Origin of the sequence: Pseudonocardia sp. (assembly GCF_025465255.1) — a bacterium.
Taxonomy (GTDB): domain Bacteria; phylum Actinomycetota; class Actinomycetes; order Mycobacteriales; family Pseudonocardiaceae; genus Pseudonocardia.
Genome location: NZ_JAODNI010000137.1, coordinates 1 through 24392 on the forward strand (window position 1 = coordinate 1; position 24392 = coordinate 24392).

The 24392-nt window shown below is 71.1% G+C and carries 24 protein-coding genes; 15 read left to right on the plus strand and 9 right to left on the minus strand.

The genetic code is table 11. From position 1 onward, the window contains the following. Positions 1-58: 58 nt before the first annotated feature. Positions 59-943 (minus strand): fumarylacetoacetate hydrolase family protein, encoded by an 885-nt coding sequence (locus JWP64_RS16645; protein WP_297497706.1) that lies wholly within the window; start codon positions 941-943, stop codon positions 59-61. 15 nt (positions 944-958) lie between these two features. Next, the gene (locus JWP64_RS16650) at positions 959-2056 is read right to left on the minus strand and encodes a cupin domain-containing protein (protein WP_297497708.1); all 1098 of its coding nucleotides are present in this window, start codon (positions 2054-2056) and stop codon (positions 959-961) included. A 312-nt stretch (positions 2057-2368) separates the two neighbouring features. On the opposite strand from JWP64_RS16650, the gene JWP64_RS16655 reads away from it, so the two are divergent. The 7 genes from JWP64_RS16655 (at position 2369) to JWP64_RS16685 (ending at position 8126) form a co-directional block, all read left to right on the plus strand. Continuing rightward, on the plus strand, positions 2369-2683 hold the full coding sequence (locus JWP64_RS16655; RefSeq protein ID WP_297497711.1) for an ABC transporter substrate-binding protein: 315 nt from the start codon (positions 2369-2371) through the stop codon (positions 2681-2683). Between the two features lie 325 nt (positions 2684-3008). Further along, positions 3009-3293 carry a hypothetical protein gene (locus JWP64_RS16660; RefSeq protein WP_297497713.1) on the plus strand — a complete coding sequence of 95 codons (285 nt, stop codon included), beginning with the start codon at positions 3009-3011 and terminating at the stop codon, positions 3291-3293. A 419-nt stretch (positions 3294-3712) separates the two neighbouring features. Further along, on the plus strand, positions 3713-3892 hold the full coding sequence (locus JWP64_RS16665; protein WP_297497716.1) for a hypothetical protein: 180 nt from the start codon (positions 3713-3715) through the stop codon (positions 3890-3892). A 133-nt stretch (positions 3893-4025) separates the two neighbouring features. After that, positions 4026-5261 carry an FAD-dependent monooxygenase gene (locus JWP64_RS16670; RefSeq protein ID WP_297497719.1) on the plus strand — a complete coding sequence of 412 codons (1236 nt, stop codon included), beginning with the start codon at positions 4026-4028 and terminating at the stop codon, positions 5259-5261. Between the two features lie 144 nt (positions 5262-5405). Then, positions 5406-6212, plus strand: coding sequence for an ABC transporter ATP-binding protein (locus JWP64_RS16675; protein ID WP_297497801.1), 807 nt, complete (start codon positions 5406-5408; stop codon positions 6210-6212). Between the two features lie 135 nt (positions 6213-6347). Beyond that, positions 6348-7289, plus strand: a complete 942-nt coding sequence (locus JWP64_RS16680; protein WP_297497722.1) for a MarR family winged helix-turn-helix transcriptional regulator — start codon at positions 6348-6350, stop codon at positions 7287-7289. A 144-nt stretch (positions 7290-7433) separates the two neighbouring features. Then, positions 7434-8126 carry a GntR family transcriptional regulator gene (locus JWP64_RS16685; RefSeq protein ID WP_297497726.1) on the plus strand — a complete coding sequence of 231 codons (693 nt, stop codon included), beginning with the start codon at positions 7434-7436 and terminating at the stop codon, positions 8124-8126. Positions 8127-8134: 8 nt separating this feature from the next. Here JWP64_RS16685 and JWP64_RS16690 read toward each other — a convergent pair whose 3' ends face one another. The 7 genes from JWP64_RS16690 to JWP64_RS16720 form a co-directional block, all read right to left on the minus strand. Continuing rightward, a complete protein-coding gene (locus JWP64_RS16690; RefSeq protein WP_297497729.1) occupies positions 8135-9067 on the minus strand; it encodes a fumarylacetoacetate hydrolase family protein in 933 nt (310 codons plus the stop codon). 11 nt (positions 9068-9078) lie between these two features. Then, positions 9079-10020, minus strand: a complete 942-nt coding sequence (locus tag JWP64_RS16695) for an MBL fold metallo-hydrolase (protein WP_297497732.1) — start codon at positions 10018-10020, stop codon at positions 9079-9081. Between the two features lie 25 nt (positions 10021-10045). After that, positions 10046-10561 carry a (2Fe-2S)-binding protein gene (locus tag JWP64_RS16700; protein ID WP_297497735.1) on the minus strand — a complete coding sequence of 172 codons (516 nt, stop codon included), beginning with the start codon at positions 10559-10561 and terminating at the stop codon, positions 10046-10048. Continuing rightward, positions 10558-11415: an FAD binding domain-containing protein gene (locus tag JWP64_RS16705; RefSeq protein WP_297497738.1), complete on the minus strand. Its 858-nt coding sequence runs from the start codon at positions 11413-11415 to the stop codon at positions 10558-10560. The genes JWP64_RS16700 and JWP64_RS16705 overlap by 4 nt, the downstream gene beginning before the upstream one ends. Continuing rightward, positions 11412-13769, minus strand: coding sequence for a xanthine dehydrogenase family protein molybdopterin-binding subunit (locus JWP64_RS16710; protein ID WP_297497741.1), 2358 nt, complete (start codon positions 13767-13769; stop codon positions 11412-11414). Before JWP64_RS16710 ends, JWP64_RS16705 begins: the two co-directional genes overlap by 4 nt. Before the next feature lie 479 nt (positions 13770-14248). Beyond that, on the minus strand, positions 14249-14845 hold the full coding sequence (locus JWP64_RS16715) for a TetR/AcrR family transcriptional regulator (protein ID WP_297497743.1): 597 nt from the start codon (positions 14843-14845) through the stop codon (positions 14249-14251). Continuing rightward, positions 14842-15456, minus strand: coding sequence for a TetR/AcrR family transcriptional regulator (locus JWP64_RS16720; protein WP_297497746.1), 615 nt, complete (start codon positions 15454-15456; stop codon positions 14842-14844). Before JWP64_RS16720 ends, JWP64_RS16715 begins: the two co-directional genes overlap by 4 nt. Before the next feature lie 307 nt (positions 15457-15763). Here JWP64_RS16720 and JWP64_RS16725 point away from each other — a divergent pair, with 307 nt between their 5' ends. The 8 genes from JWP64_RS16725 (at position 15764) to JWP64_RS16760 (ending at position 24363) form a co-directional block, all read left to right on the plus strand. Continuing rightward, positions 15764-16111 carry a DUF485 domain-containing protein gene (locus JWP64_RS16725; protein WP_297497749.1) on the plus strand — a complete coding sequence of 116 codons (348 nt, stop codon included), beginning with the start codon at positions 15764-15766 and terminating at the stop codon, positions 16109-16111. Then, a complete protein-coding gene (locus JWP64_RS16730; protein WP_297497752.1) occupies positions 16108-17664 on the plus strand; it encodes a cation acetate symporter in 1557 nt (518 codons plus the stop codon). Before JWP64_RS16725 ends, JWP64_RS16730 begins: the two co-directional genes overlap by 4 nt. A 65-nt stretch (positions 17665-17729) precedes the next feature. Further along, on the plus strand, positions 17730-19343 hold the full coding sequence (locus tag JWP64_RS16735) for a class I adenylate-forming enzyme family protein (protein ID WP_297497755.1): 1614 nt from the start codon (positions 17730-17732) through the stop codon (positions 19341-19343). An 85-nt stretch (positions 19344-19428) separates the two neighbouring features. Next, the gene (locus tag JWP64_RS16740) at positions 19429-20223 is read left to right on the plus strand and encodes an SRPBCC family protein (RefSeq protein WP_297497758.1); all 795 of its coding nucleotides are present in this window, start codon (positions 19429-19431) and stop codon (positions 20221-20223) included. Continuing rightward, positions 20220-21647, plus strand: coding sequence for an aldehyde dehydrogenase family protein (locus JWP64_RS16745; RefSeq protein ID WP_297497761.1), 1428 nt, complete (start codon positions 20220-20222; stop codon positions 21645-21647). Before JWP64_RS16740 ends, JWP64_RS16745 begins: the two co-directional genes overlap by 4 nt. Further along, positions 21644-22789, plus strand: coding sequence for a Zn-dependent alcohol dehydrogenase (locus JWP64_RS16750; RefSeq protein ID WP_297497764.1), 1146 nt, complete (start codon positions 21644-21646; stop codon positions 22787-22789). Before JWP64_RS16745 ends, JWP64_RS16750 begins: the two co-directional genes overlap by 4 nt. Beyond that, positions 22786-23580 (plus strand): MBL fold metallo-hydrolase, encoded by a 795-nt coding sequence (locus JWP64_RS16755; protein WP_297497767.1) that lies wholly within the window; start codon positions 22786-22788, stop codon positions 23578-23580. Before JWP64_RS16750 ends, JWP64_RS16755 begins: the two co-directional genes overlap by 4 nt. An 18-nt stretch (positions 23581-23598) precedes the next feature. Next, positions 23599-24363 carry an SDR family oxidoreductase gene (locus JWP64_RS16760; protein WP_297497770.1) on the plus strand — a complete coding sequence of 255 codons (765 nt, stop codon included), beginning with the start codon at positions 23599-23601 and terminating at the stop codon, positions 24361-24363. Positions 24364-24392: the final 29 nt, after the last annotated feature.

The following is a 24392-nucleotide window of genomic DNA, read 5'->3' on the forward strand; positions in this document are numbered from 1 at the left end:
TCTCTCTCTGAAGCACGGACGCGTCCACTACGAGGTGGCCGGGGCGAAGGGAGGAGGGCTACCTCGCGGGCGGTGGCACCGGGCCCCGGTCCTTGCCGGTGGTGGGCGACGGGACGGCCGCGTCCGCGCGAACGTCGACCTCCAACCTGCCTCCGAGCCCGGACAGGTTCAGCACGACGGTGTCGCCTGCCGCCAGCGGCCCGACGCCGGCGGGCGTACCCGTGGCGATCACGTCACCGGGGTGCAGGGTTGTGACCGAGGAGGCATAGGACACCAGCTGTGCGACGTCCCAGATCAGGTTGCGGGTGTTGGCCTTCTGCCGCTGTTCACCGCCCACCCAGCATTCGAGGTCGACCTCGCCGGGGGCCCCGAACTCGTCGGCGGTGACGATCCACGGGCCCAGCGGGGTGAAGGTCTCGAACGACTTGCGGGTGGAGCGGTCCTCACCGCCGCGCATCGTGATGTCCATCAGCCCCGTGTAGCCGAAGACGTGGTCCAGTGCCTCGGCCGGGGTGAGCGACCGCGCCCGCCTGCCGATGATGCACGCGAGCTCGCCCTCCTGGTCGAACCGGCGGTCGTCGTAGGGCAGCTGGATCGTCCCGCCCGGTCGCAACAGTGAGGACGGCGCCTTCAGGAAGAATCCGAGCGCGCTGACGTGCGCGTCGACGTTCATCTCGGACTGGTGATCGGCGTAGTTCACCGGGGCTGCGATGATCTTCGTCGGGTCGGGGACCGGAGGCTGCAGTTCGATGTCGGCCAGCCGGGCGGGCGACGAGCGGTCGGCGGCAGCGGAGACGGCTGTCGAGTCGAGGGTGGGCCACGCCTCGATCAACCGCCGCATCCGGCTGCCGCTGCCGCCGTCGTCGACCAGCGCGCTGACGTCGTGCACCGCGTCGCCGTGCACGACGCCGATCCGGTCGTCGCCGAAGGTCGCCAGACGCATGGGGGTCTCTCCTCGCTATGCAGACACGGTGTCGGTCACGGCCTGTCGGTGGGGCAGGGTCTCGGTGCGGGCCAGTCCGACGGCCTCGATGACCGGACCGTCGGAGAGCAGGAAGAGATCGGCCCGGTCCGTCGCCTCGTGGTCGACCGCCGTCCAGGACGGCGTGACGAGGATGTCGCCTGCGCCCCACTCGTATCGCACCCCGTTGACGACCGAAGCGCCCGTGCCGCGGTGGACGACCCAGATCCCGCTGCCGACGGTGCGTGTGGTCGGCGTGCGGTGCCCGGGCAGCAGGCGGTGCATCTCGCCCCGCAGCGTCGGCATCATGTCCCGGCCGGTGAGGGGATCGACGTAGCGCATCGCGGCGGCGCGCGCTCCGGTGGCCGCGAGCATCGTGTCGAGGGCCCGATCGGTGTCGACCCACCGGTAGGTCATCAGCGGGGAGTGCCGATGCTCGCCCGGCTGCTGCGCGAGGGACGGATCCGTGTGCAGCGGACGCAGTCCCGCGGTCCCGTGGAGCTGCTCGGAGCGGGAGACCGGGACCTCGTCGTAGGCCGTGAGCTCGTCCGACCCGTTCTCGAAGAACACCGCGTCGAGGTTGCCGATCAGCGGCAGATCCAGGCCGTCGAACCAGATCATCGGCTCGTCGCCCGGATTGTGGTGCTCGTGCCAGGCGTAGCTGGGCGTCAGCACGAGATCGCCCGGCTCCATCCGCACCGGGTCGCCGTTGACCAACGTGAACACGCCCGAGCCCTCGAGGACGAAGCGGACCGCGGACGGGCTGTGCCGGTGGGCCGGCGCGAGCTCACCCGGTCCGAGGTACTGCACCGCGCCCCACAACGTGCGCGTCGCGAACGGCAGCCCACCCAGGTCCGGGTGGGCCAAGCCCAGCACGCGCCGGTCGCCGCCGCGGTCGATGCCCACGAGATCACCGGCACGCTCGGCCAGATGGCGAAGGGTCTTCGCGCGCCACACGTGCGGTCGCATCGCATTGGGCTGCTCGGGCAACAAACCCTTCAACAACCACAGCGGCTGCAGGTCGGCCTCGGCGACGTCCTGGTACAGGGCGTCCAGGTCACCGTCGTCATCGGCAGTGAATCGGGTCGTCACCATTCATCTCACCTCGTCGTGGCTGTCCTGGCCGGGAGTTTTCCACAGGGTGTCACAGTAGGACGGATACGGACCGAAACGCCGCCCGAACGTACCTGAAGTCATGGCGAGGAGCCAGCCTTTGGCCTGCTGATATGGGGCTTGACCTGCCTTCGGACTGGCACTAGCGTCCGCCGAAATCACTCCGCATACGTACCAATGTCGGTCGATCGTGGAGGGGGCGGATCTGGATCTCGTCAGCTTTCCCGGGGGACCGACACGATCCGCGGCGTCGCCTCGGGCATTCCGTTCGGGATGCCGGCGGCACTGCCGGGCTTGATCGCCTTTCAGAATGGGCAGCGTGACCTGCGGATCATCGGGGGCGCCGTCCGGGAGCCGCTGGTCAACTTCCTCGTGCCCGCCGATTCGGAGATCCGGAGCATCGGTGACCTGCGGGGCAAGCGGATCGCGGTCAGTCAGCCCGGCTCCATCACCACGTACTTCGCGACCCGGATCGTCAAGGAGCAGGGTCTCGTGCCCGGTCAGACGGTCGAGATCCTCAACGTCGGGGGGCCGCCGGACGCCTGGCGGCGGCGCAACAGGGGGTCGCCGAGGTGGCGTGATCGGCGTTGCCGATCTCGCAGCGACTGATCGACGAGGGCAAGGCGCGCCTGCTCTTCGAGTGCAAGGACCACGCACGAGCCGGGCCGGCACGAGAAGGTCGCGCTGAACCCGCCGCCGGGCGTCGAGATCGCCTCCATCCCCGAGGGTCGAACGCTGGCCGACATGCTGGTGACCGGGGAGATCGACCCGCTCTACAGCGCCCGCACCCCCAGGCCCTTCGCCGAGGGCTCGCCCGAGGTGCGCCACCTGTTCCCCCGCCCGCACGAGCCGAGGCCGAGTACTTCCGCAGGACCGGGATCTTCGCGATCATGCACACCCTCGCGCTGCGCCGGGAGCTCTACCGGGCGCACCCATGGCTCGCACGGTCGCTGATGAAGGCTTTCGGGAGGCCAAGGTGCTGGCCGCCGCGGACATGGACGAGACCGCCGCGCTGCGCTACATGCTGCCGTGGCTGGCCGAGGAGGTCCGCCGGACCCGCGAGGTGATGGGCGAGGACTACTGGCCCTATGGGATCCGGGACAACGAGCACACGCTGCGTGCCTTCCTCCGGTACTCCCGCGAGCAGGGGCTCGCGCACCGCTCGTGGGAGCCGCGGGACCTCTTCGCCAAGGAGTGCCACGACCAGGTCGTGGTCTGACCGGGGCCGCACCCACTAGGGGACCAGAAGGGCCGAGGCAAAGGAGCCTGAGATGAGTCCGCACGACACGATCCTCAACCGACGGCAGGTCCTGACAGCGTTCGCGTGGGGCGCCGGCGGGGCGGTCCTCCTCGGCGCGGCGAGCGCGTGCGGCGGGTCGGGCGGTGGCGGTGCCGGCTCCCCCTACCGGGGCGAGGTGGCCGTCACCCACATGGAGACCAACATCTCCGCCGTCCCGTTCCTGGTGGCTGCGGAGCTGGGTACTACCGGGACGAGGGGCTGGAGCTGGACCTGGTCAGCTTCCCCGGCGGAACCGACACCGTCCGCGGGGGTGAGCACGATGGGGTTCTCCGGCGACCCGGAGACGGCTGCACCCGCGTACGCGCCGAGGCGGGATCTCCCTCGAGGTCGCGCGTTCGGTGCTGCGGCAGGCGGCCGACGGACTCGACCTGGCCATCGACAGGGCCGCCGTCGACGAGGTGATCCGAGCCGGCGGCGAGCTCGGCCAGCTCGATCCGGCCGCCGTCGACCTCGACTCCGTCATCGTCGCCGACTTCGTGCCGACTTCGTGGAGGGTGTCTGAACCGTTAGGTCGGTGAGCGGGGCCGACCTGCTCTTGACCGTTCCTCGGAGGAGCTTCTAAGCTCAGATAGTCAGTATACGGAGCAGTTTCCCTGCCGTCGCCCATCCGGGTGTTCATGGACGGGACGTCCCCGAAAGGCCTCGATGCCGATGACTGATCTCGTGAAGGCGCCGTTCCTGGTCGCCGGGGGTGGCATCGGTGGTCTCGCCGCCGCCCTGGCGCTGTCCGGGCACGGCTACCGGGTGCACGTGCTGGAGCGCGCGGAGGCGTTCGGTGAGATCGGCGCAGGCCTCCAGCTGGCCCCCAACGCCTCGCACATGCTCGAACGGCTCGGCGTGCTGGAACAGGTCACCGCGGACGCGTTCTTCCCGGGACGTCTCGTGCTCATGGACGCCCTGTCCGGCGAGCAGATCACCGCGCTGGAGACGGGCGAGGCGTTCGCCCAGCGGTACGGCCACCGCTACTTCGTCACGCACCGGGCCGATCTGCTGCAGGCCCTCTTCGACGCGTGCAAGGCGTCCGACAACGTCACCCTGGAGTCCTCCAAGGAGGTCGTGGACGTCCAGAAGCTGCCCCGGGGAGCGCGCGTGAGCTGCGCGGACGGGACCGTTTACGAGTGCGGCGCCTTGATCGGAGCCGACGGTCTCCGGTCGGTAGTGCGCGAACGCCTGGTGGGCGACGCGGAACCGGTCTGTTCCGGCTACGTCGCCTACCGCGCCACGGTCCCGATGGCGGACATGCAGGAGAAAGCGGGCCTGGACCGGCTGGACGACATGGTCATCTGGGCGGGGCCGGGGCTGCACCTGGTGCAGTACCCCGTCCGCCGGGGCGAGCTGTGCAACCAGGTCGCGGTCTTCCGCAGTCCCGCCTACGCGGCGGGCCTTCCGGTGTGGGGCACCGAGGAGGAGCTCGAGGCGGCGTTCGCCGCTGTGTGCCCCGAGGTCGCCGGCGGGATCGCGATGATCGACCGGTCGCGGCGGTGGCCGATGTTCGACCGGCCGCCGCTGGAGGGCTGGACCCATGACCACGTCACGCTGCTCGGGGACGCTGCTCATCCGATGCTCCAGTACATCGCCCAGGGCGCCTGCCAGGCGCTCGAGGACGCGGTCGTGCTGGCCGACAGCGTGCGCGCCCACTGCGGTGAGGTGGCCCCGGCGTTCTCGGCCTACGCGGCGCAGCGGGCGCCCCGCACGGGCCGCGTGCAGACCACTGCCCGGCTCTTCGGCGACGTGCTGCACATCGACGGCCTGGGGGCCAGCATGCGCAGCGCCCTGCTGCGACAGCGCGCGCACGACGACTTCCGCGACACCGATTGGATCTACGCCTACCCGGGCCCCGGTGCCCCCGGGAAGGAGGCGCAGCCGGCCGCGTCGGGAACTCCTTGACCCGGGGCGGGGGTGCAACGATAATTCTATCGTCCGTATACGGAAGGATGCGCACCCACGGGGCGCGTCCCGGTCCTGCTCAACACCGTCGAGGGCGTGCGGTCGCTGGAAGAGGTGCTGGACGACACCGCCCGGTGCTTCCGGATGCGCAGGCGCTCGCGGCTCGTGCACCTCGTGCTGCGTGGCAGCGTCGAGGCGCTGCGGGACCTGACGTTCGGCGTCGCCGTCGGCGAGCTCGTCTGCATCGTCGGTCCCTCCGGGGCAGGCAAGAGCACGTTGCTGCGCTGCATCTCCGGCCTGCTGGAACCGACCTCCGGCGAGGTCGTGCTGCAGGGCGAGCAGGTGACGGGTCCGCCGCGGGGGATGGCCGTGGTCTTCCAGGAGTACGGCCGCAGCCTGTTCCCGTGGATGACCGTGCGCCAGAACGTCGAGCTGCCGCTGAAGGAGAAGAAGGTCCCGCGCGCCGAGCGCCGGCGCCTCGTGGAGGAGGCACTCGAGGCCGTCGGCCTCGCCGACGTGCACACCGCGCACCCCTGGCAGCTCCCCGGCGGCATGCAGCAGCGGGTGGCCATCGCCCGTGCGCTCGCCTACGAACCGCAGGTGCTGCTCATGGACGAGCCCTTAGCCGCCGTCGACGCGCAGACGCGCGCCGATCTGGAGGACCTCGTGCGCGCGCTCTGGAAGCGGCTCGGCGTCACCGTCCTGTTCGTCACGCACGACATCGACGAGGCCGTCTACCTGGGCCAGCGGGTGCTGGTGCTGTCCACCTCGCCCACCGTCGTTCTCGAGGACGTCGTCATCGACCTGCCGGCCGAGCGCGACCAGCTCACCATCCGCTCGCTGCCCCGCTTCGCCGAGCTGCGCGGCCACGTCTACCGGCTCGTCCAGCAGGCCAAGCGCGGCGGCGCGGCGGTCGGCGAGCCGTCCGGGCGAGCGACCGAGGCGATGTGAGACCGGAGGGACCACGTACCGTCGGGCCCATGATGTGCGACCGGTTCCCGCTGCTGCGGGGCGAGGCGCGGGCGCCGTGGCTCTAACGCCGGGCGGCGTGGCGTGACCAGGAGCCCGGCCCCGGCCACTGAGCTCGTGCCGGAGTCCCCCGACCCCGAGGGCCTTCCGGTCCTGGACACCGCGCCCGGGCACCTCATCCGATGTGCCCAGCAGGTGCACGGCAGCCTGTGGCAACAGCACGTGCCAGTGAACCTGACCTCGGTGCAGTACGGGATCCTGCTCGTCGTCGGGCAGCAACCGGGCATCGATCAGCGCACCGTCGGCGAGCTCATGTCGCTCGACAAGTCCACCGCGGCCGACGTGTTGCTCCGGCTCGGCCGGCGGGGCCTGCTGGACCGCGAGCGCGACGTCGAGGACGGCAGGCGCAAGCTGGTGAGGCTGACCGAGCAGGGGAGGGCTGCCCTGCTGGCGGGCGCACCGGCGGTCGTCGGCATCCAGGAGCGGCTCCTGCAGCCGCTGCCCTTCGACGACGGTGAGACGCTCCTGGGGGTGCTTCGCCTGGTCGCCTACCGCGGTGATCCACCCAGCCCCGGCGCTGCGACCGAACACAACGCCGTCGTGCAGGGCTGGCCGTTGCGGCTGCCGGCCGTCCGGTTGCACACGGCTCCCGGGCACCTGATCCGCCGCGCACAACAGGTGCACAACACGCTGTGGGGCGAGCGGGTGTCGTCCGACCTGACGTCGGTGCAGTACAACGTGCTGCTCGTGTTGCACCACGAGGCACGGATCGACCAGCGGACGTTGGGGGAACGCGGGTCGCTGGACAAGTCGACGGGGGCCGACGTCATCGCTCGGCTGGAGACCCGGGGGCTGGTCGCGCGCATCCGCGACTCGGCCGACGGTCGCCGCAACCTGCTGACCTTGTCCGCCGAGGGCCGCGACCAGCTCCTGCGCCACGCCGCGGCTGTCGTCGACGTGCAGCACGAGCTGCTTCGGCCGCTGTCGTCTCCCCAACGGCAGGTCTTCCTGCGACTGATGAAGCAGATCTGCGAGCCGATCTCCCGACCGGCGCCGTGACGCCCGGCGGAAACGCACGCAGCGGCCGACGGCGGCGCCCTGAGGGCAGGTAGCCGCAGGGGCGCCGCGCCAGAGACCTCACCGGCCACCCCGCCCAGGGCAGATCCCGTACCTGCACCCGGTGCCACGGTTTACCCTCGTCACGTGGTCCTCTCGCCGCCCGACCCCGACGAGGCCGACGGTCGCCCTCGAGCCGACCGGGTCACGGACATGTTGCGCGAGGCGATCCTGTTCCACGAGTTCGCACCCGGGGAGAAACTCCGTGCGGTCCAGCTCGCCGAGCGGTTCTCCACGAGCCCGACGCCGGTCCGGGAATCACTGGCCCGGCTCGCCGGTGAGGGTCTGGTCACCTACTCCCCGCAGCGGGGCGCGCGGGTCGCCGAGCTGTCGCAGGCCGAGATGGTTGACGTCTACGAGATGCGCGCGTTGCTGGAACCGCTGGCCCTGCGGCGGTCACTGGCCCGGGCGACGCCGGACTGGATGGCCGCGGTCACCGCGGCCCATGGGGCGATGGAGAGCGCCCTCGTCCGCCCGTTCCAGGACATGAGCGCCGCGGAGTACACCACCTACGAACGCCGGCACCTGGCCTTCCACAAGGCGCTGTTGGCCAACTGCGGGTCCCGCTGGCTGCTCCAGTTCACGTCCCTGCTGGCCGAGCAGTCCAGCCGGTTCCGGCGGCTCTCGCTGGAGGCGCGCGGCGGGCACCGCGCGGTCACCGCCGAGCACCAGACCATCCTGGACGCCTGCAAGGCCCTCGATCCCGACACCGCCTCCGCGGCGATGCAGGCGCACATGATCCGCACCCAGAACGCCATCGCCCACATGCTGTCCGGCTGAGCGCCCCGTCAGCGAAGCGGGACGACCTCCGGGGCGGGCAGGATGCGGGTCCGGACGGCGCCGAGCCGTTCGATCTCCAGCACGACCTCGTCCCCCGGTGACAGCCATGGATAGGCCTGCTCGCCGTGCACCCGGGAGAGTTCCAGGATGCAGCCGGTGCCGACGGTGCCGGACCCGATGACGTCGCCGGGTCGCAGTGTCGTTCCCCGTGAGGCGTAGGAGATCATCTGGGCGAACGACCAGTGCAGGGCGGCCAGGTTCCCGGAGCTGTACTGCGTGCCGTTGACGGTCGCGGTCATGGCCAGCTCGACGCTCTCCCCGCGGCGACGATCCTGCAGCTCGTCGGGGGTGACGAGGTAGGGTCCCAGGCTCGTCGCCCCGTCCTTGCCCTTCGCCGGGCCGAGGCCCTGACGCATCTCGTGGTCCTGCAGGTCGCGGGCGCTCCAGTCGCACAGGACGGTGTAGCCCGCAATGTGCGACTCGGCGTCCTCGACCCGGATGTTCGACCCGGGTCGCCCGATCACCACCGCGGCCTCCAGCTCGTAGTCGAACTGGCGCGAGCCCGGGGAGACCTCGATGTCGTCGTACGGTCCCCGCACGGCCGCGGGGTTGCTGAAGTAGAAGACGGGGATGTCGTACCAGACCGGGTCGACGGTCCTGCCGAGCGCGGCCATCGAGGTGACGACGTGTTCCTCGAAGGCCATGAAGTCGCGGATCGAAGGTGGTACCGGAACGGGCGCACAGAGCGTCACCGCGTCCACGACGATCACGTCCAACGGGTCGGAGTCGATCTCCCGTGCGGCCTCGACGAGCCGCCGGCCGTCGTCGCCGAGCAGGTCCAGCAGCCGGTCCGGACGGCGGAGCCCCGCGATGGTCCCGTCGCGTACGAGACCGACGTGCTGCTGCCCGTCCGTCGGAGAGAGATAGGTGGTCCAGCGCATCGTCGTCGTCCTCAGGCGTAGCAGGTGAGCGGGTTGCCGCCGTTGTAGGTCACCATGTCCGCCAGCGCGGCGGCCAGGTCGATCCGCGCCCCGCGCTCGGAGCCGTCGAGCTCGGCGTAGGCGCGGTGCAGGTTGCCGACGATCCGCTCTGCGTCGAGCCACTCGGCGAAGCGCCCGAGATCGACTTCGCGGGCGGCGTCGAGCGGGGAGAGCCCGGCGGCCTTGGCCTCCCGCGCGGTGTCGCTGACGAAGCGGAGGTAGTCCAACACCGTGTCGATGAGCTCGGGTCCGCAGACCTCGCCGTGGCCGGGCACGATCGTCGTGGCCGGCAGCTCCTTCAGCCCCGACACGGCCTCGATCGCGCCCGAGATCGAGCCCATCAGCAGGAACGGGGTGCCCCCGTTGAACAGCAGGTCGCCGCTGAACAGCAGCGCATGGTCGGGGACCCAGAGGATCGAGTCGTTGGTGGTGTGCGCAGGCGTGCCGACGTGCCGCAGCTCGCAGCGCAGGTCGTCGACGAACACCGACACCTGGTCGGTGTAGGTCAGGAAGGGCGGGGCCAGCTCGACGTCACCCCAGTCCACGTCCTGCCAGAACGGGGCGGAGCGGGGCGGGCCGAAGGCAAGCATCTCCTCCCGGATCCGCTCGTGGCCGACGATCGTGGCACCGCGGAACAGATAGTTTCCGAACGTGTGGTCGCCGTGGTGGTGGGTGTTGATCAACGTACGCACCGGCTGGTCGGTGACTCCGGCGATCGTGTCCAGGTAGGCGCGGGTGCGGGCCTCGGTTGAGCATGCGTCCACGCTGATGACCCCGGCCCTGCCGACCAGGAAGCCGGTGTTGTTGATCCACCAGGTGCCGTCGGGCTGGATGTAGGCGAAGACGTTCTCCGCCACCTCCTGCAACCGCGCGTCGGTGATGGCGACCCCGGGCGGTGGTGCGGACGTGCTCATCGGTGTCCTTTCGTCGGTGGTGCGGTCAGGCGCCGGAGGCCCGGGCCCGGGCGGCGGCGTCGCGGATGGACGTGACGATGCGCTGGTAGCCGGTGCAGCGGCACAGGTTGCCGGCGATGGCGTGGCGGATCTCGTCGTCGCTCGGGTCCGGGTTGGAGCCGATGAGGTCGCGGGCCGCGAACAGATGGCCCGGCAGGCAGAAACCGCACTGGAAGCCGTCGTTGTCCCAGAACGCCTCCTGGACGTCACTGAGGTCGCCGGGCGATCCCATCGCCTCCACCGTGGTGATCTCCGAACCCTCGGCGCTGGCCGCGAGCAGCAGGCACGACTTGACGATGCGGCCGTCGAGCTCGACGGTGCAGGCACCGCAATCACCGTTCAGGCACCCGATGTGGGTCCCCTTGAGGTTCAGCTGTTCGCGGATCACCTCGACCAGCAGTTGCCGGTCCTCGCACTCGACGGTGCGGTGCTGTCCGTTCACCGTGCAGCTCATCCGGCGCGTGGGCGTCGCCTCGGCTGCGTCGGGATCTGTAGCGGTCATCGCTGCTCCCCGTCCTCGGTCTGCTTCAGGGCCCTGCGGGCCACGACACCGGCCACCTCGCGTCGGTAGGACGCCGGTGCCAGCTCGTCGTCCCACGGCTCGTCGACCCGGGACCGCACGAACTCGTCGAACCCGACCTCGTCACGCAGCGCGCCCTGCGCGGAGAGGTGCTCGGCCACGTCGATGGTGATCGGCTGCGCGGCGACCGCCCCGAGCGTCACCGCAGCGGAGGTGACCCCGTCCGCGGAGACCTCGACCGTGACTGCGGCGGTGGCGATCGGCCAGCTGCTCTCCGACAGCTTCAACTTGTAGTAGCCGATCCGGGCCGGGCGCAGCGGCACCCGGACCGTGACCACCATCTCGGCGGGGCGCAGCGCGGTGGTGAAGGCGCCGCGGAAGAACTCGGCGGCCGGCACCTCGCGGGGGCCGTCCGGACCGTGCAGCCGCAGGACAGCGCCGGCCGCCACGAGGCAGCCGGGCATGTCCGAGGCGGGGTTCGCGTAGGCCGCGGAGCCCGCGACGGTGCCCTGGTTGCGCAGCTGCGCACCGCCGGTGATGCCCGCCGCGGCCCTGCGCAGCAGCGCGGCCGAGCCGGTGAGCTCCCCTGAGGCGAGGACCTGCGCGTACGTGGTCATCGCGCCGATCTCGGCCCAGCCGGCCTCCGCTTGCACAAAGACGAGCTCCAACCTGCGCAGGTCGACCACGTGCCGATGGGTTCGTTCGCCGCGGACCATGGCCGGGAGCAGCACCGTCCCCCCACCGAGGACGGCCGCCGCCGCGCCGTGCTCGGCGAGCAGCGCGGTGGCATCGGCGAGGCGCTCCGGTGCGTGGTGGGTGAGCGTGGAACGGATCATCGCCGGGCCTCTCTGATCGCGGAGAGCACCCGCGGCGCGCTCAGTGGCATCTCGTGCACCCGGACCCCGAGCGGGGCCAGCGCGTCGTTGACCGCGTTCGCGACCGAGGCGACCGCGCCGGCCGTCCCGCTCTCCCCGCTGCCCTTCATCCCGAGCAGGGCGAACGGCGACGGGGTCACCTGGTGACCGGTGTTGATCCACGGCAGGTCGGGGGCGCGCGGCATCAGGTACTGCTTGAACGTGCGCGCCCTGAGCCTGCCGTCGGCGCCGTAGGGCAGCTCCTCCCACAGCGCGCCGCCGATACCCATCGCGATCGCGCCGAGGAACTGGCTCTCCACGAGGACCGGGTTGACGATCGTGCCGCAGTCGTGCACCCCGGAGTAGCCGCGGAGCGTCACCACGCCGGTGTCGGGGTCGATCTCCACCACGGTGACGTGCGCCGAATAGGGGAACGACGGGTAGGGGGACCACCGGCCCTGCTCGTCGGGGATGTTGTGCACGTTGCTGGGCGTGTAGGTGCGTGTCGACTCCAGCTGGGCGTCGTCGAGTCCGGGCAGCGCGATCGTCCGTCGGAAGACCGCGCCGGCCAGGTCGCGCATTCTCAGCGCGCGCTCGGGGGCATCGAGGGCATGGACCCGCCCGCCGGTGAAGACGAGATTCTCCGGCGGGGTCTCCAGCAGCACCGCGGCGGCCCGCGCCAGGGTGTCGCGCACGTCGCGGGCGGCGAGCACGGCGGCCGCGCCGCCGACGGTCAACGACCGGCTGCTGAAGTTGCCGTACCCGTAGGGACACAGGTCGGTGTCGCCCTGGACCACCGACACATCGTGCGGGGAGATGCCCAGCTCGGCGGCCACCAGCTGGGCGATCCCGGTCTCGTTGCCGGTGCCGGGACTCGTGACGCCGGTGAGCACCGTGGCCCGCCCGGTGGGATCCATCCGGACCGTCGAGGTGTCGAAACCGCGCAGCAGCGCTCCGGAGAAGTCCCCGCCCTCGGGGGTGAGCTCGAACCCGATGCCCACCCCGACGAGCCGGCCTGCCGCGCGCTCCCGGGCCTGCTCCCGGCGCAGTTCGTGGTAGCCGGCCAGGTCCAGCACGTGATCCAGCGCCGCGGTGTACCGCCCGCTGTCGAGGTGCTTCGCGGCGGTCCAGTACGGGAACTCCTCGGGCGGGATGAAGTTGCGCCTGCGGACCACGGCGGGGTCGAGCGCCAGCTCGGCCGCGACGAGGTCGACGATCCGCTCGATGGCCAGCGCCGCGGACTCCTTGCCGTAGCCGCGAGCGCCGTTCCACGGTGGCTTGTGCGTGACGACCGCGACGGACTCGACGTCGTAGTCCTTGATCCGGTAGGGACCCGGGAACGCCATGCCGGCCACGAAGGTCATTCCCCACCCGCCGCTCGCGCCGAGCGCCCCGACGTTGCCCAGGATCCGGTCCCGCAACGCGAGGATCCGCCCGTCGCCGTCGTAGGCGACCGCGAACCGATGCACGAACTCACGAGCCCCGACGAGCATGCACTCCTCGCGGCTCTCGACCCACTTCACCGGCGCGCCGACCAGCCGGGCGAGCAGGCAGACCAGCGACTCCTCGGGGTAGCCGTGGAACTTGTGGCCGAATCCGCCGCCGAGCCGAGTGGCGACGACCCGCACCGAGCTCTCCGGCACGTCGAGGATCTCGGCCAGGTGCGAGCGCAACGGGTGCGGGTTCTGTGTCGAGGCGTAGAACGTCAGCCTGTCGTCGGGGCCCCACGAAGCCAGGTAGCCACGGGTCTCCAGCGGTGCAGTCTGGTACCGGCCGATGCGGATCTCGCCGTCGAGGACGTGCTCGGCCGCCGCGAGCACGGCACCCGCGTCGCCCTCGGCGAAGGGAAGCCGGATGAGGACGTTGTCGTCCCAGCCGTCGAACAGGGTCGGCGCGTCCGGCTCGAGCGCCGCGTCGGCGTCGAGCACGAACGGCAGCGGCTCGTAGTCCACGACGACGGCGTCGAGCGCCGCCTGGGCGGCGTGCACTGTGCCCGCGACGACGGCCGCGACCGGTTCCCCCTCGTAGACCACCGTGTCGACGGCGAGGCATCGGAAGTCCGCCGTCCGACCGCCGACCAGCGCCGGATCGAAGAAGTGCGGGATGATCCCGACGGCGTCGCGGGCCTCTCGCCCGGTGAGCACCAGCCGCACCCCCGGCCGCGCGCGGGCGGCCGAGGTGTCGATCCCGCGGATCGTCGCGTGCGGGTGCGGGCTTCGCAGGACGGCGGCATGCAAGGTATCCGGCAGCACGATGTCGTCGAGATAGCCACCGCGCCCGGTCAGGACGAGATCGCCGTCCTTGCGGCGGACCTGTTCGAACAGCGGAGCTGGCACCTCCTCCGCAACCTGGGTTCTCCCCACTCGCGGAGCGACGATCTCGGTCATGCGGACCCGCCTTCTTCGGAGAATCAGGCGAAATCTATAGATTTTCAGGATTCGGGGCAAGACACGGCCGAAGGCCGATGACGAGCCACGCGGCCCGGGTCTCGCGCTGGGACCGGAGCTCCCGCCGGTGGACGAGACGGGACCGATGCCCCGGAACCGGCGTGATCGCGCGGGGGAGGTGTGACGCCGGGGTCGCCGTCGCCGATCGGACCGGCGGCCGCTGGGGCGATCGGGAGGCCGCGGCCGGGATCCGGCCGTGCCGGCTGCGGGGACGCGCGAGCGCCAGGTTCCGCGGTTGGTCACGGTGACGCGAAAGGCCGGAGCAGTGAGGGCGCTCAGGTAGGCGTGCGTGGTGACGGGGTCGGCTCGTTCGGCCTCGTCTCACGTGTCTCGCTGACGAGGTCGTCATAGGCCTCAGTGGAGCGTGATCAGCTTCTCCCCACGCCGACGATGTTCAAGGCGAACTCGGTGTACTCCCGGGCGACCTGTTCGGGCGTGATGGGGCCGTCGTCGTGGTACCAGCGGGCGATGCTGACGCACATCTCCCGGATGGCGAAGGAGCCGAGGGCGGGGGAGCCGATGACGAAACGCCCCGCGTCGACACCGTCGGAGATGATGGAGCGCAGGGCGTGCTCGTGCTCGCGTCGCAGGGTCTGCATCTGCGAGCGGAAGGGCTCTTCCAAGCTCGAGGTGTCTCGGTTGACCACGATCGCCTCGCGCCGGTGGGTCGCATGCCTTCGGGCGTAGACGAGGACGGCGTGGTAGAGCCGGTCGACGGGCTCGGCGTGGCCGTCCGTCGCCTCGTGGAAATCGTCCATGACGCCGCGGACGGTGCGTTCCACGATCGTCTGGAGGAGCTCCTGCTTGGAGCGCATGTGGTTGTAGAGGCTCGGCGTCCGGACCTCGAGCGCCTCGGCGATCTGGCTGAGCGCCGTGCCGTGGTAGCCGCGTTCGGAGAACAGTGTGAGGGCGGTGTCGAGGACCGCGCCGCTGGTCACGGCATCGCGGGTGGCGGCGCTGGTCATGGGCGGTACCTCACGATCCGTAGGGCGAAGTCGGCGTACTCGTCGGCGACCTGCTCGGCGGTGAGGGGCCCGTCCTCGCGGAACCACCGCGCGATGCTGACGCTCATCTCGAGGATCGCGAAGGAGGCGAGCCCGGCGTTGCCGACGTTGAACTGTCCTCGCTCGGCACCCTGCGTGATGATCGTCCGGATCGCGCGCTCGTGGTCGCGCCGGCGCTCGCGCATCGTGGTCAGCTGCGGTTCCGGGAGGCTCGTGGTGTCCCGGTTGACGACAAGAGCCTCCCGTCTGTGGGTGGCGTGTCGCAGCGCGTAGACGCGTGTGGCGCTCCGCAGTTGCTCGACCGGATCGTCGAAGCCGGCGACCGCGGTCTCGAAGTCCACCAGGACGTCGTCCAGGGTGCGTCGGACGATCGTTTCCAGCAGCTGCTGCTTGGACTGCATGTGGTTGTACAGGCTCGGGGTGCGGATGCCGAGGGCTTCGGCGATCTCGCTCAGGGCGGTGCCGTGGTACCCGCGCTCTGCGAAGAGGGTCAGCGCCGCGTCGAGGACGGTCTCAATGGTGACCGCGGCGCGGCCGTCCGGCGTGGCGGCCCCGAGGTCCGCTGAGGGCATGTGGGCAACCTTAGTCTCGGCGGCGGCGTCGCCGCCGCGTGCGGGGTCAGGAAGCTGACTAACGTTAACTAGTCCAGCGGCCGGAAAGTTAGTAGGTGTCTTCCCGGTGGCGCAACCGTGCAGGCGGCCTGTCGCCGCGCGGGCTTGGCCATCTTCACCGGCAAATCCCCTGGTGTCGGCCGTTTGCTTGCCGTCGAGCCCAGGTTGCCCCTTGTCGGTCGTCGGTCGGGGTGGTTAGCTGCTGCCCGCACATGACTTATGAGCGTTAGCTAGTCCCCTGTTCAAGCTCCATCTTCGGAGGGCCTCGATGGCGAGACCGCAAGAAGTCGACTGGACCGCGTTGCGACGGTCCGATGCGTTCCAGGACCTGGCCGGCGGGCGTGGCCGGTTCGTGCGGACGGCGGTGATCGCGCTGCTCGGCTGGTTCGCGGTGTTTCTCGCCGTCGTCGGTGCCGCACCGGCTCTCGCCGGAACGGTCGTCGTCGCGGGGATGACCGTCGGGTTCCTGCTCGGCCTGAGCCAGTTCGGGCTCGCATGGTTCCTCACCTGGCGCTACCTACGTCTGTCGAACCAGCGGTTCAGCGGCCTCGAGGAGCAGGTCCGCGCGATCGCCGCGGTGGGATCCGGCACCGACGCGCCCGAGGTGACGCGGTGAACGCCACCCGGCTGATCGCCTTCGCGCTGCTGGTCGCAGTCACGCTGGGGGTGACGGTCTGGGCGTCGCGCCGGACGAGGTCGGCGACCGAGTTCTTCGCCGCGGGGCGCAGCATCTCCGGCCCGCAGAACGGCCTGGCCATCGCCGGCGACCTGATGTCCGCGGCCACATTCCTCGGCTTCACGGGCCTGATGTACCTGTCCGGGTTCGACGGCTGGATCATGCCGGCGGTCACCCTCGTCGCGTTCGTGTTGATCCTGCTGCTGTTCGCCGAGCGGATGCGTAACGCAGGCCGCTTCACCGTCGCCGACGTGCTGTCCTTCCGATTGCGGGAGCGACCGGTCCGGGCCGCCACGGCAACGTCGACGGTGCTGGTGGCGGTGATGTACCTGGTGGCGCAGCTGGTCGGGGCCGGGGTGTTGATCCGCGCGCTGACCGGTCTCTCGTTCGCCCCGGCCGTCGTGCTGACCGGGTTGGCGATGCTGGCCTACGTGGTGTTCGGCGGCATGCTCGCCACGACCTGGGTGCAGATCATCAAGGCCTGCCTGTTGCTGGTCGTCGGCGCGGCCCTGTGCGTCGGCGTGCTCGCGCGCACGGGGTTCGACCTCGGCGTGTTGTTCACGACCGCCGCCGCGAACAGTCCTGCCGGCGACGCCTACCTCGCCCCTGGCGGGTCGGGACGCTCCTTCCTCGACACCGTCTCCGTCGCCCTGGCCTTCGCGATCGGGACGGCGGCGCTGCCGCACATCCTCATCCGGTTCTTCACCGTCCCGGATGCGAAGCAGGCCCGCAGCTCGGCGGGCTGGGCGACCGGCCTGATCGGCGCGTTCTTCGTGATGACCGCGGTGATCGGCTTCGGGGCTCGCGCTGTGCTTCCGCCCGAGGCCGCCCAGGAAGTGGGGAAGAGCGGGAACCTGGCGGCGCCGCTCCTGGCGGAGTTCCTGGGTGGCGGGCCCGGGACCTTCGGGGGTGACCTGTTCGTCGCAATCGTCTCAGCGGTTGCTTTCGCGACGATCCTCGCGGTGGTCGCGGGGCTGGTGCTCTCGGCATCGGGTGCGGTGGCGCACGACCTGTGGGCCAATGTCGTCCGGCGCGGTCGGGAGAGCGGCGACGAGACGGCGGTGGCCAGGCTGGCCGCGGCGGGTATCGGGGTCGTGGCGATCGTGATCACGCTGCTGATGGGGCCGAACTTCAACGTCGCGTTCCTGGTCGGTCTCGCCCTCTCGGTGGCGGCCGGGGCGAACTTCCCGGCGTTGCTGCTGGCCCTGACCTGGCGCCGCTTCACCACCACCGGGGCGATCGCCGGCATCGTCGCCGGTCTCGTGACCTCCGTCGTGTGCATCGTGCTGAGCCCGTCCGTGTGGCCGGGTGGCGCCGAGTCCGCGCCCTACCCGGTCGAGTACCCGACCCTCGTGGCGATCCCGGTCGGCTTCCTGGCCTGCTGGCTCGGCACGGTGCTGTCCACGGAGCGGGGTGCCGAGCGTTCGTTCGACGAGCTCCAGGTCCGCTCGCAGACCGGGCTCGGTTCCGAGCCGACGCCTGCTGCCCACTAGTCATCGGACCGGGCACTCGTAGTGGGCCCGGTCCGATCTCTGTCCCAACGACCCGAGGAGGAACTGTGCTGCGCACGGAGTACGTCAGTACCGTGCCCGAGATCCTGGCGGGGCACGCCCGAGTGCGGCCGGACCGGATCGCCTACATCGACGATCGCCGCGCGGTGACCTACGGCGATCTCGCCGCCACGACGGCCCGGCTGGCAGGACACCTGCAGCGGATGGGGATCGAGCCCGGCGACCGCGTGCTCCTGTACATGGACAACTGCGTCGAGGTCGCCGAGTCCTACCTCGCGGTGCCCCGCACGGGCGGGGTGGCGGTGTGTGCGAACCCGCAGGCCGCGACTGCCGAGGTGGAGCACATCCTCACCGACAGCGGATCACGGGTCGTCATCACCGATACCGCACATGTCGCGTTCGCCCGCGAGCTCGCCGCGGAACACGGCGTCCTCGCAGTGGTGGTGGTGGGGGAGATCGACGGCGCGCCCGGACCGGTGGAAGAAGTGCGATACGAGGATCTGCTGAGCGCCGTCGCAGCCGAGGAGCCGCGCGACTGCCTCGGGCTCGACGACACGGCCTGGATGCTCTACACCTCGGGGACCACGGGCCGGCCCAAGGGCGTCTACCTCACCCAGCGCGGCTGCTTCTGGGTGGTGGCGGCCTGTTGGGCGCCGATCGCGGGTCTCGGCCCGGACGACGTGGTTCTCACCGCCCTGCCCCTGTTCCACTCCTACGCCCTGGTCCTGTGCGTGCTGGGGGTGTTCGCGGTCGGCGCGAGCGAGCGGATCCTGCCACGGTTCTCGGTGACCGACACCGCGAGCCGGTTCGTCGGCGGCCCGGAAGGTGACGTCACGGTGTTCCCGGGTGTCCCGACGATGTTCCATTATCTGCTCGACCGGGTCGGAGACGAGGGGTTGAAGGCGCCGGCGCTGCGGATGTGCGTGTCGGCGGGGGCCATCCTGCCGGCGGCGGTGAACGAGGGTTTCGAGGCCGCCTTCGGGATCCCGTTGCTCGACGGCTACGGCATCACCGAAACCTCGACGATGGTGACGATGAACTGGCCGACGGGGGCGCGGGTCATGGGCTCCTGTGGTCTGCCGCTACCCGGGTTGACGGTGCGGCTGGTCGACCCGGGGACCGGCCGCGACGTCGTGCCGGGTGACGAAGGCGAGCTGTGGGTCCAGGGGCCGAACGTCACCCCCGGCTACCACAACCTGCCGGAGGCGACGGCTGCGGTGTTGGTCGACGGCTGGTACCGCACGGGCGACCTGGCCCGTCGCGACGAGAACGGCTACCTGCGGATCAGTGGGCGCACCAAGGAGCTGATCATCCGCGGCGGGGAGAACATCTACCCGGCCGAGGTGGAGGATGCGTTGAGCGCCTCGGACGAAGTCCGCGACGTGGCGGTGGTCGGGGTGCCGCACGGGCACCTCGGTGAGGTGCCGGTCGCCTTCGTGGTGCCACGCGTGCCCGGCCGGCTGGACGCCGAAGCGGTCCTGGCCGTTGCCCGGCAACGGCTCTCGTCGTTCAAGCTTCCCGAGCGGCTGATCGAGTGCGAGCAGATCCCGCGCACCGGGTCAGGGAAGATCCTGCGCTTCCGACTCGAGGAGGAGGCGACCGGTGGCATCTCGCACGCCGATCACGGGTCGCTTCCGGAGGTGCCGTCCCCCGCCGGGTGACGGGGCGCACGTCGGCTGGCCGCGAGGACGCGGTGTGCCCTACGGTCACTAAAGAGCGTTAGTTAGTAAGGAGCGCAGAGAAGCGATGGAGCTGATCAACACGTTCAGCGTGTCCCAGCCCGTGGACCGCGCGTGGGCGGTCATCACCGACCTCGAGCGTGTCGCGCCGTGCCTGCCCGGCGCGGCCCTGCTCGGAGTGGACGGCGACGACTACAAGGGTGCGGTCAAGGTGAAGGTCGGGCCGGTGACCGCCCAGTACGAGGGGATCGCCCGGTTCGCCCAGAGGGACGACGAGAAGCACCACGCCGTGCTGCGGGCCGAAGGCCGTGACGTCCGCGGCCAGGGCAACGCCGCGGCGACCATCGACCTCCAGCTACGGCCGCAGGGCGAGGGAACGGAGGTCCACGTCATCACCGACCTGGAGCTCGCCGGCCGGGTCGCCCAGTTCGGGCGCGGGGTGATCGCCGACGTCAGCGGCAAGCTGATCGGCCAGTTCGCCCGGCGGCTCGAGGAGGAGATGGGCCGGGACGGCACCGGCGCCACCGCGGGCCGCTCCAAGGCCTCTCCGGGCAACGGGGCGGCTGCTCCGACGGGCTCCGCGGCGGTCGCCGCCCGCCACGGCCTCGACGACGTCGAGCCCCTCGATCTCATGGCCACCGGCGGGAGCGCCGTCGCTGCGCTGCTGAAGCAGCAGGCGCTGCCGATCGGCCTCGGAGTCCTCGGCCTCGTGCTCGGCTGGCTGCTGGGCCGATCAGGGCGCCGCCCGGCGCCGCCGATGGCCGGTGTCCTTCCCGGCGGCGCCTCGGCACCGCTGGTCCTCCAGCTCCTGCTGCCGACGCCCGGCCGACCCACCATCTCCGACGCGGAAGGGAACCGATGACCGACGCGACGACCCGAGACACAGTTCAGCGCGAGGCCGAGCTCTACATCGGGGGCCGCTGGGTCCCCGGAGGTGGTACCGACCTCGAGGTCGAGAACCCGGCGACCGAGCAGGTCACAGGGGTGATCACCCAGGCCTCCACCGGCGACGTCGAGGCGGCGGTGGCGGCCGCCAAGGCGGCGTTCCCCGAGTGGGCCGGGAGACCGGTCGCCGAGCGGGCGGCGGTGCTGCGCCGCGTCCGCGACATCGTGGCAGAGCGGGCGGACGTGTTCGCCGACATCATCAACCGGGAGCAGGGGTCGCCGCCCAAGCTCGCGCGTGCCCTGCACGTCGACACCCCGATCGCGGTGGTCGACGCGACGATCGCGGCACTCGAGCGGTTCCCGTTCGCCTCGGAGATCGGGAACTCGCTCATCCGCCGCGAGCCGGTCGGGGTGGTCGCCGCGATCACCCCGTGGAACCTGCCCCTGCACCAGGTCGTGGTGAAGGTGGTCCCGGCGCTCGCGGCCGGCACGACCGTGGTGCTCAAGCCGGCCGGGCTGACCCCGCTGGCGGCGTTCGAGCTGGCCCGGGCGTTCGATGCGGCCGGGCTCCCGCCCGGAGTGTTCAACCTCGTCCCCGGCAGCGGACGGGTCGTGGGCGACCTGCTCACCCGCCACCCCGACGTCGCCCAGGTGTCGTTCACCGGTTCGACGCCGGTGGGCCGCACGATCGCAGGCGTGGCGGCGGAGACGCTCAAGCGGGTCACGCTGGAGCTGGGGGGCAAGTCCGCGAGCGTGGTGCTCTCCGACGCCACCGACGAGCTGCTGGCGAAGGCGGTCAAGATCACCGTGGCGAACTGTTTCCTCAACGGCGGTCAGACCTGCACCGCGTTGTCGCGGCTGATCGTCCCGGGGCACCGGGTCGAGCAGGTCGAGGAGCTCGCCGCGGCCGCCGCGGCGAAGTACGCCCCGGGATCGCGGCTGGGGCCGCTGATCTCCGCCGACCAGCGCAAGGAGGTCGAGTCCTTCCTCGAGCCGGGCGCGGGCGGCTCCGCCGCGGTCACGGTGACCTCGCCCGTGGACCTGCCCGCACATGGCTTCTACGTGACCCCGACCGTCGTCTCGCGGGTCGACCCGGACTCGCGGCTGGCGCAGGAGGAGGTCTTCGGACCGGTGCTGTCGATCCTGTCGGCGGGCTCGGACGACGACGCCGTCGCGATCGCGAACAACAGCATCTACGGACTGGGCGGCGCGGTCTGGGGCACCGACAGCGATGCCGCCCTTGCGGCGGCGGCGCGGATGCAGACCGGCCAGGTCGACGTCAACGGCGGCACCTTCAACGCAGGTGCCCCGTTCGGTGGTTACAAGCAGTCCGGCACGGGCAGAGAGATCGGCGAGTACGGCATCGCCGACGTCTGCGAGATCAAGGCGGTGCAGCGGTGAGCGTTCGGACCGAGACGAGCCAGGACATCGCGGCGGAGTACCCGCACGAGGTCCGCGCGGCGGTGCTGCGCACGGTCGGTGAGCCGATGACGGTCGAGACCGTGCGGCTGCGGGCCGTCGGGCCCGGCGACGTCCGGGTGCGGATCGAGCAGACCGGCGTCTGCCACTCCGACCTGTCGTTGGCGAACGGGAAACTTCCTCAGCCGCTGCCCGCGGTCCTGGGGCACGAGGCGTGCGGAACGGTCGTCGAGACCGGGGCGGAGGTCACCGACCTCGACCTGGGACAGCGGGTCATCCTGCTGTGGATCACCCCGTGCCGGCACTGCTTCGCGTGCACCCACGGCCAGCCCCATCTGTGCGAGAACGGGTCCACCCGGTCGTCGGAGCCGTATGCCGTGACCGGCGACGGGGAACCGGTCTATCCGGGACTGACCGTGGGCTCGTTCGCCGAGCAGACGGTCGTGCCTCGCGGCGCGGTCGTCGCGGTCCCGGACGACATCGACACCGCCGACGCCGCCCTGCTGGGCTGCGCCGTGACCACGGGGGTCGGCGCCGTCACCCACACCGCGCACGTCACCCCCGAGTCGTCGGTGCTGGTCATCGGCCTGGGTGGAGTCGGTCTGTCGGTGCTGCAGGGCGCACGCCTCGCCGGCGCGACCACGATCATCGCCGTCGACCGCAACACGGAGAAGGCCGACCAGGCCAGGGCCGCGGGCGCCACCCACTTCGTCGCGGCCGACGACGACACCAAGAAGGCCGTCCGCGCACTGACCGAGAAGCGGGGCGCGGACTTCGCCTTCGACTGCGTCGGTTCCTCGCGCACCATCCGGGACATGTGGTCGTTGACCCGTCGCGGAGGGGCGTCCACCGTCGTCGGGATCGGCGGCAAGGACGACACCGTCTCGTTCTCCGCGCTCGAGCTGTTCCACTTCGCCCGTACCCTGCGCGGATGCGTCGCCGGATCCGTCGACGCCGTCGCGGACATGCCCCGCTTCTTCGACTGGGTCCGCTCGGGCGAGCTGGACCTGCGCGGCCTCGTCACCGGTCACGGCGAGCTGGCCGACGTCAACCACGCTCTCGACGAGCTCGCGGCCGGCCGTGGCGTCCGCACGCTGCTCACGCCGGGGGAGGGGACCCGATGAAGGTCGGCGCGATCGAGATCCTCCCGGTGCTCGACGGCGTCGGGAAGGAGGCGGCCGCCGAGGTGCTGACCCGCCCAGACGTCCCGGATGCCTGGTCCTGCCACGCCGACCTGCTCGACGAGCACGGCGTGCTGCACCTGGACCTCGGTGGATTCCTCATCCGGACCGGTGACCGGACCGTCCTGGTCGACGCGGGCGTGGGGACGATCGACAACGGGAAGTACGCCGGCGGCGGTTTCCTCGACTCCCTGCGCGGACTGGGGGTGACGCCGGACGAGGTCACCGACGTGCTGTTCACGCACCTGCACTTCGACCACGTCGGGTGGGCGACGAAGAAGGGCGAGGTCGTCTTCCCGAATGCCACCTACCGGGTGCATTCGGCCGACTGGGCGCACTTCGTCGAGTCCGCCGACGCCGAGCCGGGCGCGGTCCGGAAGCTCTCGCCGTTGGCGAGCAGGCTGGAGACCTTCACCACCGACGGCGCGCTCGCGCCCGGCCTCAGCGCCCGGCACACCCCGGGGCACACCCCCGGCTCGACCGTCTACGTCGTCGCCGACGGCGACGAGCGGGCCCTGCTGCTCGGCGACGTCGTCCACTCGGTGGTCGAGCTGCACGAGCGGGACTGGGAGGCGGTCTTCGACGTCGACCCGGTCGCCGCGTCCGCCGTGCGGAACGCGATCGCCGACGAGGTCGCGGACTCCACCGATCTCGTCGTCGGCGCCCACTTTCCGGGGTTGCGGTTCGGCCGCGTGGTCACCGCGTTCGGCAACCGCACCTTCCAGACCTTCTAGGACATCACGGAGCGCACCATGGATCTTCAGCTGTCGGGGACGAACGTACTGGTCACCGGAGCGGGGCAGGGCCTCGGCCGGGCCCTGGGGCTCGGTTTCGCCCGTGAGGGCGCCAACGTCGCCTTCCACTACAACTCCTCCGCCGAGGGTGCGGAGAAGGCGGCCGCGGAGGCCGCGGAGCTGGACGTCAAGGCCGTCGCGGTCGGCGGCGACCTGCGCGACGCCGAGGCGGTGGCCGGCATCGTCGACCGGACCGAGACCGAACTGGGCCCGATCGGCGTCCTGGTCAACAACTCGGCGGTCACCAAGAAGCAGCGCTTCCTGGAGTCCACGCCGGAGGACTGGGCGCCGCAGGTCGATGTCACCGTCACCGGCACGTTGCAGATCACGCATGCCGTGGCGAAGCGGATGGCGGAGCGCAAGGCCGGTTCGATCGTCAACCTCATGGGCGACTCGGGTCGGGTGGGGGAGTCCGGGTTGCTGGTCACCGCCACCGCCCGCTCGACGACGGTCGGCCTGACCCGTTCGCTGGCGAAGGAGCTGGCCCGCTTCGGGATCCGGGCCAACGCCGTCTCGCTGGCCCTGGTGCGCACGGACAACTTCGACGCGCACGCCGGGACGCCGGAGGCCGAGCAGATGAAGAAGATCCTCGCCCAGTACCCGCTGCGCCGGGTCGGGCATCCGGACGACATCACGCCGATGGTGCTGCTGCTCGCGTCGCCGCTGTCCTCGTGGACGACGGGGCAGGTCGTGTCGGTCAACGGCGGCTACGCGATGCCATGACCCAGCCCGTCCCGACACACTCCAGGAAG